Origin of the sequence: Aeromicrobium sp., assembly GCF_037719875.1 — a bacterium.
Taxonomy (GTDB): domain Bacteria; phylum Actinomycetota; class Actinomycetes; order Propionibacteriales; family Nocardioidaceae; genus Aeromicrobium.
This window is the reverse complement of record NZ_JBBJMJ010000005.1, coordinates 62,835-75,753: the sequence shown is the minus strand read 5'-3', so window position 1 is coordinate 75,753 and position 12,919 is coordinate 62,835. Positions and strand designations below refer to the sequence as shown.

The following is a 12,919-nucleotide window of genomic DNA, read 5'->3' as shown; positions in this document are numbered from 1 at the left end:
GGTTCAGCGGTAGTTGACGAACTGCACCGCGAAGTCGAGATCGGCGCCCTTGATCAACGCGATGACTTCCTGCAGGTCGTCACGCTTCTTGCTGCTGACGCGGAGCTCGTCGCCCTGGATCTGGACCTTGACGCCCTTGGGGCCCTCATCGCGGATCAGCTTGGAGACCTTCTTGGCCTGCTCCTGGTTGATGCCCTCGCTGATCGTCGAGGTCAGGCGGACCTCTTTGCCGGACTGGCGTGGCTCGCCGTCCTCGAGGGTCTTGAGCGAGATGCCGCGCTTGATGAGCTTGTCCTTGAACACGTCGAGGATCGCGAGCGCCCGCTCGTCGGCATTGGCCTTGATCTCGATCCCGAACTCACCGCTCCAGTCGATCGCCGCGCCGGTGTTCTTGAAGTCATACCGGGTCGCGATCTCCTTTGCGGCCTGGTTGAGCGCGTTGTCGACCTCTTGACGGTCGATCTTGTTGACGATGTCGAAGGACGAGTCGGCCATGAGTGCTCCTGGAATTGCGGCGCGGTGGATCTGATTTCTCTCAGCCTAATCGGCTGCGATAGTCTTGCTTGTCGTTGCCCCGGCAACACCCCGGCAGGTTGCCCGAGTGGCCAAAGGGATCTGACTGTAAATCAGACGGCTCAGCCTACGCAGGTTCGAACCCTGCACCTGCCACGGGAATCACTAAGGGCCTCTGACCTGCGGAAACGTGGGTCAGGGGCCCCTCGTTATCCCTGCAAATGCTGTCGCCTCAATGGTGGATACATTGCTATCAGACGGCATTCGCTGCGCCAGCCAACCATCGCGGTCGTTGATCTCGCGAACGAACTGCAATTGCAAGGGCTCGGGAATTGATCGTTGTGACGCCTCACCGCTCGATGTCCGGTTGATCACGGCTGTCTGTGGGCTATCTGTGGGCAAATGGTCGACGCGGGTCGCGGTCAAGTAACCGCGAACGGACCGAGCCGTCATCTCTCAGTCGCGGAAGCCCGTCGTCGTCTTCGTCGTTTGCTTGGCGAACCTGCGCATGTACCAGCAGCATTCTACCCAGAATGACGCAGCCGGTCGCCCAGCGACGTGTTGGGTCACGTCGGGTTCGCTCATTCGAGAAGTGGTAGCTCGAGGTCGTAGGCCAAGACCACGGCCTGCGCGAGTTGCACCTCTTGTTCGGCGCTGAGGGACCCGATGGTGCGACCAAGCAGATTCACCGGAACGGTGATGACGTTGTCGAGGGCGACCACGCAGTCGTGATCCAACCCATTGCCTGTTCCGACCCGGACCTCGCTGGACAAGCCCTTGATGGTGGTGGTGATGGGAGCCACGGTCACTTTCGTCATCGAAGCCCGCGCAACTTCGCGGGTCAGGACGAGCGCTGGCCGGGTCTTGTCGAGACGAACCAGGCAGATCTCGCGCACCAATCAGTCCTCGAGCTCGAGGTGGGTGCTGCTCCACTGCACGAGGGCGTCCAAGTCGTCGGCGGCACCTTCCTGACGAAGTACCTGGGCGTCTTGTTCGGCGGCCTGTCGACGCATCTCCCGTTCCACCGCCGCCGCGACGAGCGCTGCGCGGCTGGGCGCCTTACCGATTGCCACGGTGCGGTCCAGGAAGGCGACCATCTCGTCGGGGAGGCGGACCGCAATTTGAGTGCTCATACGCCGATCATACACTGAGTGCATCCCGGATTGGGATGCACTCACACTCGGCGTTTTGAGCGGATTGGGTGTGGGTCTTTTCGCCGCGATCGATGGCGCCAGCCCTAGGCTGACTCCCCGCCGGCCGCTGTGTGGAAGGGTGTGGAGATGGGAGCGCCTGCGTACTCGGTAGTTGGGTCTCTCGAGCGCGTCGACGCACGGAGCTCAAGCCGCCTGCCGTTTGAGCCCAAAGGTTGGCTTCTCGACTACCGGACGGAACTTCGAACGTCGTTGCGAGCGATGAGGACGACCGATGCAGGCGTCCTCCTCGCCGAATACGCGACGCCGGATGAGGACTTCGCCGATCTGGAGAATGTGCTGCTGTACAACGTCGGGAGTGGCTCGTACTCACACCTCACCCGTCGCGGAATGATCTGCCGCCGAGTTAAGAGTGCGGACGAGTTCCATCGCGTCAGCTACACCGTCACGGACCGTACCGAGTGGCCGGAGTTCAGTGGCAGGCTGCTCGCAACGGCCAGCCTCGAGGAGCCTGCACGTGGGCAAACTCCACTGACCTGGTGGTTCGCCTTGCGCCAACGCTTCCAGGCCCAATCAGACTTGCTGCATCAAGGGCAGTTCGCAATCACCGTCGAGGTGGGCGTGGGCTGGCACGGGGGTCAACTGTCTTCGATGCTCAAGCCCTTCCTCGACGGGCTGATTTCCGCACTGCATGTTCACGATGGGTCGAGTCGTGAACGGATCACGACCGCACTTGGAGGAGCAGGAGCCGGCGGGCGACTTTGGAACCTTCTGAATGACCCAGCGATCGCGATCTTGAGTCCGCGTCGCTTGGTTCGCCCCCACGGGTCGGGAATCGCATGGAACCCCGCCGACGAACTCTGCGGGTCATTCAGGGTGATCCGCAGCCAGCGTGAAGAGGCCGTCGCCGTGGCAGTGCACGCGATCGAGGACGACATCGTCCCATCGACCCGAAGAGATGAGTCGCAAGTGGGATAGCGGAGGCATAGGACCGGCGGGCGGGTGAGTCATTCCGCCGCGACTGGGCCACGCGGGGGAGTGCGATCCCCACGAGGCGGATTGAGCGAGCAAGCTATCGCTTGCTGAGGGGACTCTGTCGACGGGACCGACTCGAGCCTCTCCGATCAGCTGGGTGCTCGTGCGGGTGGACGTTGGGGGCTGCCCCCCGGTTTGGTCGACACCAGTGGGTGACAGTTTTCAAGTCCCGTCAGCGCCCATGTAGATGGTCTTAAACTCGACTTCGCAGAATCGAACGCGGAACAGAGCCATAGCGTGATTTGCTATAGTTCCTGGTATGACGATTCGAGGAGAGATGCTGAGGCGCGTGATGTCGGAGAATGGCATCTCGCAGTCTGAGTTGTCCCGGATCAGTGGGGTGCGCCAGCCGAGCATCAGCCAGTTCGTGTCCGGCAAGGTCGATCTCAGTGATGAGCAGCTCGATCGGTTGTTGTCGTGCATGGGATTTCGGCTTGAGGTGGTTCGTCGGCCGGTAGAGCCGGTATTGAATCGCTCGGAGCGTCGGTCTTGGGAGCTGCATCGCCGGCTGTCATCTCATCTGACGCGGTCAACGTTCGAGCAGTGGCGGCCCACCATCAAGGGCAACATCCGTAGCCTCCGTAGCCGGGTCACGGGGCAACCACACACCCGGAACCTTGATCGCTGGAAGGAACTGGTCGATACCTACGACGTGTTAGGAATCCAGCGCGTGCTGACCGGCCTGGATCGGGAGTCGATCGAGATGCGAGAAGTGTCGCCGATGGGTGGGCTGCTCCCGCAGGACGAACGCGCGGCTGTGCTGGCCGGAGCTGTTTGATGCGTCGCGACCAGCTTGAGCACGCGATCCGTACTGCGTGTCAGATCATCGAGCGGCCGGAGGTGATCGTGGTCGGTTCGCAGTCGATCCTTGGCACGTTCTCTGAGGAGGAGCTGCCGGCGGACGCCACGATGTCGGTCGAGGTCGACATCCTTCCCATCGCCGACGACAACAAAGAGACCGCTCGGCTCGCCAACGTGATCGCAGGCGTGGCGGGCGAGTTCTCACCATTCGAGGAGCTCCACGGCTACAGCATCGACGGCGTCGACCTGGAAACCTCGGTGCTCCCACCCGGCTGGCGGGATCGTCTGGTTAAGGTGCAGAACGTCAACACGGCCGCGCTGTCGGGAGATCCGCAGTTCACCGGCTGGTGCCTGAACGTCGAAGACCTGTGTGTCGCCAAGCTCTGCGCGTTGCGCGAGAAGGACCAAAATTTCGTAGCGGCACTGCTCAACGCCGGGCTCGTCGACCCCAAGATCATTGCCTCGCGGCTTGCCGCTGTCTCACCTCCGCGACCTGGTGCGGTGGAGCGTGCTCTGGACTGGTTGGGCACCTGGGCCTGACCCACGTCAGACACAAAACTGCTTGAGCGATGTCCGACCAGCGTCGACGGGAGACGACTGGAACCGAGGATCTGTGGGTTATCCGTGGGCAAATGGCGATCACCAGCGAATCGCCGCAGATCAGAGGGCTAATGGTGCCAGACTGTAAATCAGACGGCTCAGCCTACGCAGGTTCGAACCCTGCACTTGCCACAACACGAAAAGTAGCCCCCACCAGCGCAGACGTTGGTGGGGGCTCTTCGAACCCGGCCGCTCGTCTCCGCAAACCCGCCTCGTTCGAACGCGAACCTAGAGCGGTGAGTAGAGCCCGATCGGGAAGTGCACGCCCTTGACCATCACTTCCCCGCGAGGCTCGCACGCAATGGTGTCTTGACCAGATGCCAGCTCGTGTTGGAGAGCAGGATCCCGCCGGGGGGTGCTTCGGCCTGCACCCGCGCCGCGATATTGGTCTGCAGCCCGATGCCGGTGTAGGTGGCGCGAATCTTGGAACCGAAGGTGCCCACTGAGACGGTGCCGCTGTTGATACCGACGCGAGCTCGTCGGGGGCGCCGAAAATTGCCATGACGCCGTCGCCGGCAAACTCGTTGAGGGTTCCGCCATGACGCTCGATCAGCTCGGACAGCTCGCCGAGATAGTCGTTGACGATGTCCGCCAGCGCTTCTGGGTCGACTCGATCGGCAAGTGCTGTGAAGCCGACAACGTCCGAGAAGAACACTGTGACCTTGCGGCGCTGCGGTTGGTCGACCGTGGTGTCGCCCAGCTCGATTCGAGACACGACCGAGCTCGGGGCGTAGCGGCGAATGAGCGTGCGCTGGCGGGCTATGGTCTTCTCGCCGAGGAACCGGGCGCGCAGGTCACGCTCGTTGGCGAACGACATCGCCGGCCCAATGAGGAGCGTTGAGATGAGGGTCAGGATCACGGCGAGGACGAGGGATTCTCGAGTGGTGTCGCTGCCCTCGGCTGCCAGAAGCGTTCCCAGTACTCCCGCGGAGGTGACAACCACCGCGATTGCTGCTGTGTGTCGGAACGGCAGCTGAACCACAGGGGCCAGGAGCCCGTAGAAGGTGGCCGCCAAGGCGTACATGGTCGGATCGAGACGTGAGAGCGTGGGCAGGATCAGTGCCATGGTGTCGAGAGCGGTCAGCAGCACCATTGCCGTGCCCACGGCGACCGCCCACCTCGGCTCGGGCCGTCGCAGATAGAACACGCCAACGACCAGTGCCGAGATGTTGATCCCCCAGCACACGATGTACGCGTTCGAGGACGAGCGGGTCTGAGACGAACCGCCTGCCGCGCGAGTGAGATGCTCTCTCGCCCGGCAGGCCGTTCCTCACCCGGGTCTCATCGGTCGGTGACCGTCTTGACGGGTACCTGCAGCTAAGACGCGTGCGTGCCGCCGGTGTGCACGAGGTGTCGCCCTTGGGCCGCGCAGACGGGATCGCACGGCACCTTCACGGCAAGGGCACTGGGAGGCAACGGCTATTTCTGCCAGTGATCCTTCAGCTTCCCCGCAGCCTCCTTGACCTTGTCTCCGTAGCCGCCGGAGAGCGCCTTGGCGCGGATGTCGTTGCGCATCGCCTTGCGGTCCTTCTTGTCGGCTGCCTTCAGCTCCTTGAGGTCTGCCTGCAGCTCATCAGGCAGCAGGGCGAGCACGGCCGCCCGGTGGTCCGCCCGACGATCGAGCTTCTTTTGCACCTTGTTCCCGTACTTGCCCGCCTTGGCATCCGCGCGGATCTCCTTGATGGCGTCCCTGCGGGCCCCTCGTTCCAGCTCGCGAGCCGCTTTGAGGTCCTGGCGCATCTCGGCGCGGTCCCCGGCGGCGAGGGAGGAGTCGAGGGTGGATGCGGTCTGTGCAACGGACGCATCGGCGGGAGCCCGCGCTGATGTCAGCCACAGGGCGCTGGCAAGTCCGACGGCGATCGCGAGCCCGAAGCCGGCGACGCCGAGGCGACGGCCGAGGTCGGTCTTCACGGAGAGGTGTGGCATGCGCTTTTCCTTCGAAGTCAGGGCCGGGGCGTTCCGGACGAGTTCCATGTTGGCCGCGGCAGGCAAGCAGCTGGTTTGGCGAACGTACGAGGAACGTAAGGATCAACAGCGAAGGGCGCTCGGTGGCCCGGCATCCTGTTTCATGGTCAGGTGAGCACTCCGGGCAAGGGGCTGGTCCTCGTCGTCGAGGATGATCGCTCGATCGCGGAGATCCTGCGGCTCTATCTCGCCCGCGCCGGCTACGGAGTGCATGTCGAGCACGACGGGCCGCGCGGGTTGGCGCAGGTGGGCGTGCTCCGGCCCGCACTGGTGCTCCTCGACGTGGGTCTGCCGGACCTCGACGGCGTCGAGGTGTGTCGCCAGATGCGCGCTCGGGATGACTGGACACCGGTGATCTTCGTGACGGCGCGCGACGACGAGGTCGATCGGGTGCTGGGGCTCGAGCTGGGGGCCGACGACTATGTCACCAAGCCGTTCTCGCCGCGGGAGCTGGTCTCCCGGGTCGGCGCGGTCCTACGCCGCAGCTCGGGCGGCACCGATGCGTCCTCCCTCGAGCTCGGACCCGTACGCCTCGAGCCGGGCACCCGACAGGTCACGGTCAAGGGGACTCCCGTCGACCTCACCGCGACGGAGTTCGACCTGCTCGCCGCCCTCATGCGTCGACCAGGCCTGGTGTTCACCCGCGAACAGCTGCTGTCGACGGTCTGGGGCAATGCCGCATACGGACAGAGCCGGACAGTCGACGTCCATGTCGCCCAGCTGCGCGCCAAGCTCGGCAAGGAGTCCCCGATCCGTACGCACCGGGGTGTCGGCTACTCCGTGGTGCGCCCGTGAGGACCTCGCCGCTGTCCCGACGTATCCTCATCGTGACATTGGCCGGCGGCGTGGTCGTGGCGCTGGTGGCGCTCGTGCTGACCGTCCCGGTGGTGCAGGGCGCGGCGAGGGACCAGGCCCGCCAGCAGCTCGTGCGCTCGGTCGACAGCCTCGCGGCCAGGCCGGCGGCCGCGGCCCGGTTGATCGCGCAGGAGCAGAAGGTGCTCGATCCCGATGACCGGCGCTATGCGATCGTGCGGCGCGGAGGGTCGGTGACTGGGGCAGCCGGCGAGCTGCTGACCGCCGACCAGGTGACCGAGCTGCTCTCCTCCGGGACGTTGTCGTCGACGTCCACCATCGACGGCGAGACCGTGCTGATTGAGGGTCGCGCGACCAAACGCGGCTTTTCCGCGGTGGCTGTGCAGCCGATCGCCGGCGTGGACGAGGCAACCGATGCGCTCCGCCGCCGGCTGCTGCTGGCGCTGCTCCTCGGCCTCGCGGCAGCGGGCACTCTCGGTGTGGTGCTGTCCCGGACCCTCACCCGCTCGGTCGCCGCGGCGGCGGGGGCCGCCCGCCGGCTCGCGGCCGGCGAGCGTGGCGTACCGATCGAGACCTCGTCCGTCCGCGAATTCGATGACATGGGTCGTGCAGTGGCTCTGCTCGACGAGGCGCTGACGACCAGTGAGAGTCGACAGCGCGAGTTCCTGCTCTCGGTCTCGCACGAGATCCGCACGCCCCTGACAGCCCTGCGCGGGTATGCCGAGGCGTTGGCCGATGGAGCGATCGAACCGGACGACCTCCGAGCGATCGGGGAGACACTCGTGGGCGAGACCGTGCGCCTCGACCGGTTCGTGGCCGACCTGCTCGCCCTCGCCCGGCTGGAGGCCGACGACTTCACGATCATGGCGCACGAGGTCTCGGTCGCGGCCCTGCTGTCCGACCTGGCCATCGCATGGCAGGCCACGTGCGCGCGCGAGGGGATCACCCTGCATGTGGCGTCGGGGGTCGGCACGGTTCGGGCTGATCCGATGCGGCTGCGCCAGCTGCTGGACGGGCTTGTCGAGAATGCCGTCCGCGCAACGCCGACTGGCGGAGTGGTCGTGGTCAGTGCGGCGGGGATGGGGTCGTCCGTCGTCGTGATCGAGGTCGAGGACTCGGGACCGGGGCTCGAACCTGCCGATCTGGCGTCGACATTCGAGCGCGGCGCCCTGCACGCGAAGTACCGCGAGCTACGTGCCGTCGGGACGGGGCTCGGACTGTCGATCGCGCACCGCCTGGCGATGCGGATGGACATGCGGCTCGAGGTCCGGTCGGGCCCAGATGGCGGGGCGGTGTTCGCGGTCGTGGTGCCGATACGCTGACGCCGTGGTCTATCGCGCCTTCTTCGACACCGTTTTCAGCTCGATGGATCCCGAGAAGGCCCACGAGCGTGGCTTCGCCGCGATTCGGGCCGGCCGGTTCGGCACCCGCCTCGTCTTCGCCCAGACGAATACGCCACGGACCGTGATGGGCATCGATTTCCCGCATGCGTTCGGGCTGGCCGCAGGCTTCGACAAGAACGCCAAGGCGGTCCTCGGGTTGCTGGCGCTGGGTTTCGGCCACATCGAGATCGGCACGGTCACGGCCCGGGCGCAGCCGGGCAACCCGCGGCCACGGTTGTTCCGCCTCGTCGACGATCAGGCGGTCATCAACCGCATGGGGTTCAACAACGACGGGGCCGCGGAGGTTGCGTCCCGGCTGCACCGCCTGCGCGGCACCAGAGCAGGCCGCGATGCCGTGATCGGGGTCAACATCGGCAAGACCAAGGCCGTCGATCCGGCGCACGCCGTCGAGGACTACGTCGAGAGCGCGCGGCTGCTGGCTCCCTACGCCAGCTATCTGGTCGTCAACGTGTCGTCGCCCAACACGCCCGGCCTGCGTGACCTGCAGGCCGTGGACGAGCTCCGTCCGCTGCTCAGGGCGGTCAAGGAGGTCGCTGACCGCGCTCCTGGTGGTTCGGTCCCGCTGCTGGTCAAGATCGCTCCTGACCTCGCTGACTCCGACGTCGATGCTGTGGCCGACCTTGCGCTCGAGGTGGGCCTGGCCGGCATCAGTGCGACCAACACGACGATCTCCAGGCCCGGCTCCCTCGCCTCGCCCCGCACGCTGATCGACGCCGCCGGACCCGGTGGTCTGTCCGGCCCGGTTCTGGCCGAGCGGGCGACTGAGGTGCTCGTACGTCTGAGGTCCCGGGTCGGGGATCGGCTCGCGATCATCTCGGTCGGCGGTGTGTCGACACCCGACGACGTACGGGTGCGGCTGGCCGCCGGAGCCGACCTCGTGCAGGGCTATACGGGATTCATCTATGGGGGTCCCGGGTGGCCTTCGAGACTTGCGGCCGCTGCAACCTGAGGCGCCGCCGGCCCCGATTTCGCCCCGGGACCGATCACCCTGTATCTTTGGCTGTCGGCTTGCCCCCTTAGCTCAGTCGGTAGAGCGCTTCCATGGTAAGGAAGAGGTCTTCGGTTCGATTCCGTAAGGGGGCTCTGGGCAGCGGGGCGACTCGTGGCTCGTGGCGGGGTAGCTCAGGTGGTTAGAGCACACGGCTCATAATCGTGGTGTCGCGGGTTCGAGTCCCGCCCCCGCTACCGAAAAACTGCACACGTACGACCTTCAGCATCATCGATCAAGAAGAGGCACCCTCGTGGCCAGCAAGAGCTCAGACGTTCGTCCCAAGATCACCTTGGCCTGCACCGAGTGCAAGGAACGCAACTACATCACCAAGAAGAACCGTCGCAACGACCCCGATCGTCTCGACCTCAAGAAGTTCTGCCCGCGCTGCAAGGCCCACCAGGTCCACCGCGAGACTCGCTGACCCCAGTGCTCTGCGCGACGGCTTCCACTGCTTCGGCAGGTGGGAGCCGTTCGTCATTCTCGGGGGTGGGGGCGGCTGCTAGCGTCGCGGCCATGGACCTCGCCGAGCTGACGACGCTGCGCCTGGGCGGTCCCGCACGATCGGTGATCGACGCGACGTCAGAGGAGCAGCTGCTCGCCGCCGTCCGGGTCGCAGACGAGGCCGGCGACCCGATGCTCCTGGTTGCCGGTGGGAGCAACTTGGTGGTCGCCGACGACGGCTTCGACGGCACCGTCATCCGGGTGCTGACCCGCGGCATGACGGTCAGCTCCGACGCCTGCAGCGGGGCCATGGTCACGGTCGCTGCGGGGGAGCCGTGGGACGGCGTCGTCGCTCGCGCGGTCGAGGAGGGCTGGGTCGGGGTGGAGGCGCTCTCCGGCATCCCCGGCTCGACCGGAGCCACCCCGATCCAGAACGTCGGCGCCTATGGCCAGGAGGTCGCGCAGACGATCGCAACCGTACGGGCCTATGACCGGTTCGAGGGCAAGGTGCGCACGATCCACGCCGTCGACTGCGGCTTCGGCTACCGCCACAGCCGGTTCAAGGCCGAGCCCCAGCGGTGGCTCGTGCTGTCGGTGGCGTATCAGTTCCGGCTCGGGGACCTGGGCGCCCCGGTCGCGTATGCCGAGCTGGCTCGTGCCCTGGGCATCGAGATCGGGCAGCGCGCTCCCTCAGCTGAGGTGCGCGAAGCCGTGCTGGCGCTGCGCCGTGGCAAGGGGATGGTGCTCGACCCCGCCGACCACGACACGTGGAGTGCGGGTTCGTTCTTCACCAATCCGCTGCTGACGGCCGACCAGGCCGACGTCCTCCCGGCAGGTGCGCCACGCTTCACGCAGCCGGACGGGACGGTCAAGACCAGCGCCGCCTGGCTGATCGACCATGCTGGCTTCGCCAAGGGCCACGGTTCCGATCATGCTTCCCTGTCGACCAAGCACGTCCTGGCGCTCACCAATCGAGGCGGCGCGTCGACCTCTGAGCTGCTCGGCCTCGCGCGGGAGATCCGCGACGGGGTCCGCACGACGTACGGCATCACCTTGGTCAACGAGCCCGTGCTGGTCGGCTGCGTCCTCTGACCCGGCCGGGTCCTCAGCGGGACAGAGACTGGAGCAGCCGGCCGATGGTGTCGTAGGTGTAGCCGTCTTCGGACGTGCCGTCCCAGAATCCGTCGATCGTGATCGACAGGACGATCAGCACGATGATGCCGGCGAGCGCGAGTCCCAGCAACACGGTGCCGATGATCCCGAGGACCATGCCGGTCTGGGCCTCGCCGCTCATCCGAAGAGACTGCCGATGAAGAACTCAGAACTGTCCTCATCGAACGCCTCGGGCACGCTGACCGCCACGATGATGAGCACGATGACGGCGAGGAGTGCGAGGGCGAGCAGGCAGGTGCCGATGATGCCCATGATCTTGCCCGCGTTGGCCTCGGTCCGGCCGCCGTATGCCGCTGGGTTGGCGTCGATCGCCTTGACCGCCTTGGCGCCGATGACCCACGCGAACGGGGCGAGCGCGCTGCACAGGACCAGCCCGACGATCCCCAGGATCATCGCCGTGGTGGCCTGCGGGTGCTTCGGCTGGATCGCACCGTACTGAGGCGGTCCCTGGCCCGGGGGAGGGGGCTGCTGGGGATAGGCGTTGCCCCAGTTGGGCTGGTGCTGGCCCGGGGGAGTCGGATCGGGGGGTGGGGGCTGATCATTGCTCATGGGGACAGCCTTCCACACACCGCGCGTCAGGTGCCGTAGCCGGAGTCGTAACGCAGGGCGAGCAGCGAGAGGGCCGCCGTCACGGACACCAACAGCAGGAACAGCCCCAGGAGGGCCGTGCCGATCATGCCGAGGATCATGCCGGCCCTGCCCTCGCCTCCGCCGCGCCAGCGATCCGGTTCGCGCTCTGCCTCGCGCTGGGCGACGGCACCGTAGTACCAGGCGAGCGGGCAGAGGACGAGGGGCACGAGCAGCACGAAGGACCCGACCACCCCGACGAGTCCCAGCACGAGTGACGGGGTGGCCCTCGGGTGCAGTGGGAGCTGGGGCCTCGGAGCGGGATGAGGGTACGAGTACGGATACGAGTAGGGGGAGGGCGCCGACATCGACACTCAGCTCCCTTCGTCAGGCGTGGCGGACAGCCACCGGTCGATGCGCGAGAGGCTCGCGCCCATCACGTCAGATGGAGCGTACGACCTGCGGACCGACATTCGGGCGAGTTCGGCCAGCTCGGCGTCGTCGAAGTCCTGCGCAGCCCGCAGCACGGCGTACTGTCCGGCCAGCCGTGAGCCGAACAGGAGCGGGTCATCCGAGCCGAGGGCGACGTCGATGCCGGCATGCATGAGCTGGCGGACCGGCACCTCTTCCAGCGTGCTGAAGACTCCGAGCGACACGTTCGAGGTCGGGCACACCTCGAGGGCCACGCCGTCGTCGGCGAGCCGGTCGAGCACGGCGGCGCTCTCGGCGGAGCGCACTCCGTGCCCCAGCCGGCTGGGGTGCAGGTGGTCGAGACACTGCGTGATGTGCTCGGGACCGCGCAGCTCACCCCCGTGCGGCAGGAGCGCCAGTCCGGCCCGATCGGCGATGGCGAAGGCCGGCCCGAAGGCCGAGGTGTCGCCGCGGCGCTCGTCGTTGGACAACCCGAAGCCGATCACCCCCCGTCCGGCGTACTGGGCCGCGAGCCGGGCGAGCGTACGCGCGTCCATCGGGTGGCGGGTGCGGTTGGCCGCCACGACGAGGCCCATGCCGATCCCCACGCGCTGGGAGGCATCACGCACCGCATCGATGACCAGGTCCGTGAAGGCTGTGATCCCGCCGAATCGCGCGGCGTAGCCCGAGGGGTCGACCTGGATCTCGGTCCAGACCGAGCCATCCGCGGCATCGTCCTGCGCGGCCTCGACCACGAGTCGGCGCACGTCGTCCTCGGTTCGAAGAACTGATCGTGCGACGTCGTAGAGGCGTTGGAACCGGAACCAGCCCTTTTCGTCGGCTGTGCTCAGCTCGGGCGGCCAGTCCTCGGTCAGCGATGCGGGCAGACTGATGTTGTCCCGCTCCGCGAGCTCCAGCAACGTCCCGTGCCGCATCGATCCGGTGAAGTGCAGGTGCAGGTGGGCCTTGGGCAAGGCCTCGAGCGATCTGCGCTCACCACGACCGATCGACACAGGCGTCATCCTGCCACCCGGGCCCAGCCCGCACGGGCCTTG

17 protein-coding genes, 3 tRNA genes and 1 pseudogene are annotated in these 12,919 nt (G+C 66.5%); 12 read left to right on the top strand and 9 right to left on the bottom strand.

From position 1 onward, the window contains the following. Positions 1-3: 3 nt before the first annotated feature. Positions 4-495 carry a YajQ family cyclic di-GMP-binding protein gene (locus WKF39_RS07065; protein WP_340386777.1) on the bottom strand — a complete coding sequence of 164 codons (492 nt, stop codon included), beginning with the start codon at positions 493-495 and terminating at the stop codon, positions 4-6. 92 nt (positions 496-587) lie between these two features. On the opposite strand from WKF39_RS07065, the gene WKF39_RS07060 reads away from it, so the two are divergent. After that, positions 588-669: transfer RNA gene (locus WKF39_RS07060), tRNA-Tyr, on the top strand. 425 nt (positions 670-1,094) lie between these two features. Here WKF39_RS07060 and WKF39_RS07055 read toward each other — a convergent pair. Both WKF39_RS07055 and WKF39_RS07050 read right to left on the bottom strand, forming a co-directional pair. After that, complete coding sequence (locus WKF39_RS07055; RefSeq protein WP_340386775.1) at positions 1,095-1,409, bottom strand: type II toxin-antitoxin system PemK/MazF family toxin; 315 nt, start codon at positions 1,407-1,409, stop codon at positions 1,095-1,097. 3 nt (positions 1,410-1,412) lie between these two features. Next, a complete protein-coding gene (locus WKF39_RS07050; protein ID WP_340386773.1) occupies positions 1,413-1,646 on the bottom strand; it encodes a YlcI/YnfO family protein in 234 nt (77 codons plus the stop codon). A gap of 279 nt (positions 1,647-1,925) precedes the next feature. Here WKF39_RS07050 and WKF39_RS07045 point away from each other — a divergent pair, with 279 nt between their 5' ends. The 3 genes from WKF39_RS07045 (at position 1,926) to WKF39_RS07035 (ending at position 4,040) form a co-directional block, all read left to right on the top strand. After that, the gene (locus tag WKF39_RS07045; RefSeq protein ID WP_340386771.1) at positions 1,926-2,642 is read left to right on the top strand and encodes a hypothetical protein; all 717 of its coding nucleotides are present in this window, start codon (positions 1,926-1,928) and stop codon (positions 2,640-2,642) included. A gap of 316 nt (positions 2,643-2,958) precedes the next feature. Further along, complete coding sequence (locus WKF39_RS07040; protein WP_340386770.1) at positions 2,959-3,477, top strand: helix-turn-helix transcriptional regulator; 519 nt, start codon at positions 2,959-2,961, stop codon at positions 3,475-3,477. Then, positions 3,477-4,040 carry a DUF6036 family nucleotidyltransferase gene (locus tag WKF39_RS07035; RefSeq protein WP_340386768.1) on the top strand — a complete coding sequence of 188 codons (564 nt, stop codon included), beginning with the start codon at positions 3,477-3,479 and terminating at the stop codon, positions 4,038-4,040. Before WKF39_RS07040 ends, WKF39_RS07035 begins: the two co-directional genes overlap by 1 nt. 335 nt (positions 4,041-4,375) lie before the next feature. Here the strand turns inward: WKF39_RS07035 and WKF39_RS07030 are convergent. After that, positions 4,376-4,755 (bottom strand): annotated as a pseudogene (locus WKF39_RS07030) (adenylate/guanylate cyclase domain-containing protein). On the opposite strand from WKF39_RS07030, the gene WKF39_RS07025 reads away from it, so the two are divergent. Beyond that, positions 4,639-4,941 carry a hypothetical protein gene (locus WKF39_RS07025; protein WP_340386981.1) on the top strand — a complete coding sequence of 101 codons (303 nt, stop codon included), beginning with the start codon at positions 4,639-4,641 and terminating at the stop codon, positions 4,939-4,941. The pseudogene WKF39_RS07030 and the gene WKF39_RS07025 sit on opposite strands and share 117 nt — an antisense overlap. 578 nt (positions 4,942-5,519) lie before the next feature. Here WKF39_RS07025 and WKF39_RS07020 read toward each other — a convergent pair. Further along, positions 5,520-6,026, bottom strand: coding sequence for a hypothetical protein (locus WKF39_RS07020; RefSeq protein ID WP_340386766.1), 507 nt, complete (start codon positions 6,024-6,026; stop codon positions 5,520-5,522). Between the two features lie 150 nt (positions 6,027-6,176). On the opposite strand from WKF39_RS07020, the gene WKF39_RS07015 reads away from it, so the two are divergent. The 7 genes from WKF39_RS07015 (at position 6,177) to WKF39_RS06985 (ending at position 10,805) form a co-directional block, all read left to right on the top strand. Then, complete coding sequence (locus WKF39_RS07015) at positions 6,177-6,860, top strand: response regulator transcription factor (RefSeq protein WP_340386764.1); 684 nt, start codon at positions 6,177-6,179, stop codon at positions 6,858-6,860. After that, on the top strand, positions 6,857-8,200 hold the full coding sequence (locus WKF39_RS07010) for a HAMP domain-containing sensor histidine kinase (RefSeq protein WP_340386762.1): 1,344 nt from the start codon (positions 6,857-6,859) through the stop codon (positions 8,198-8,200). The genes WKF39_RS07015 and WKF39_RS07010 overlap by 4 nt, the downstream gene beginning before the upstream one ends. Positions 8,201-8,204: 4 nt before the next feature. Continuing rightward, complete coding sequence (locus WKF39_RS07005; protein ID WP_340386760.1) at positions 8,205-9,230, top strand: quinone-dependent dihydroorotate dehydrogenase; 1,026 nt, start codon at positions 8,205-8,207, stop codon at positions 9,228-9,230. A 61-nt stretch (positions 9,231-9,291) separates the two neighbouring features. Continuing rightward, positions 9,292-9,364, top strand: a tRNA-Thr gene (locus tag WKF39_RS07000). A 28-nt stretch (positions 9,365-9,392) separates the two neighbouring features. Continuing rightward, positions 9,393-9,466: transfer RNA gene (locus WKF39_RS06995), tRNA-Met, on the top strand. Positions 9,467-9,522: 56 nt separating this feature from the next. After that, the gene (gene rpmG / locus WKF39_RS06990) at positions 9,523-9,693 is read left to right on the top strand and encodes a 50S ribosomal protein L33 (protein WP_056399328.1); all 171 of its coding nucleotides are present in this window, start codon (positions 9,523-9,525) and stop codon (positions 9,691-9,693) included. A gap of 65 nt (positions 9,694-9,758) precedes the next feature. Then, entirely contained in the window at positions 9,759-10,805 is a 1,047-nt protein-coding gene (locus WKF39_RS06985; protein ID WP_340386756.1) for a UDP-N-acetylmuramate dehydrogenase, read from the top strand. A gap of 13 nt (positions 10,806-10,818) precedes the next feature. On the opposite strand, the gene WKF39_RS06980 is transcribed toward WKF39_RS06985, so the two are convergent. From WKF39_RS06980 to WKF39_RS06965, 4 genes are all read right to left on the bottom strand, one after another. Continuing rightward, complete coding sequence (locus WKF39_RS06980) at positions 10,819-11,007, bottom strand: hypothetical protein (protein WP_340386754.1); 189 nt, start codon at positions 11,005-11,007, stop codon at positions 10,819-10,821. Then, positions 11,004-11,435, bottom strand: coding sequence for a DUF4190 domain-containing protein (locus tag WKF39_RS06975; RefSeq protein ID WP_340386752.1), 432 nt, complete (start codon positions 11,433-11,435; stop codon positions 11,004-11,006). Before WKF39_RS06975 ends, WKF39_RS06980 begins: the two co-directional genes overlap by 4 nt. A 26-nt stretch (positions 11,436-11,461) precedes the next feature. After that, the gene (locus tag WKF39_RS06970; protein WP_340386750.1) at positions 11,462-11,725 is read right to left on the bottom strand and encodes a hypothetical protein; all 264 of its coding nucleotides are present in this window, start codon (positions 11,723-11,725) and stop codon (positions 11,462-11,464) included. Between the two features lie 102 nt (positions 11,726-11,827). Then, complete coding sequence (locus WKF39_RS06965; protein ID WP_340386748.1) at positions 11,828-12,877, bottom strand: adenosine deaminase; 1,050 nt, start codon at positions 12,875-12,877, stop codon at positions 11,828-11,830. Positions 12,878-12,919 lie beyond the last annotated feature (42 nt).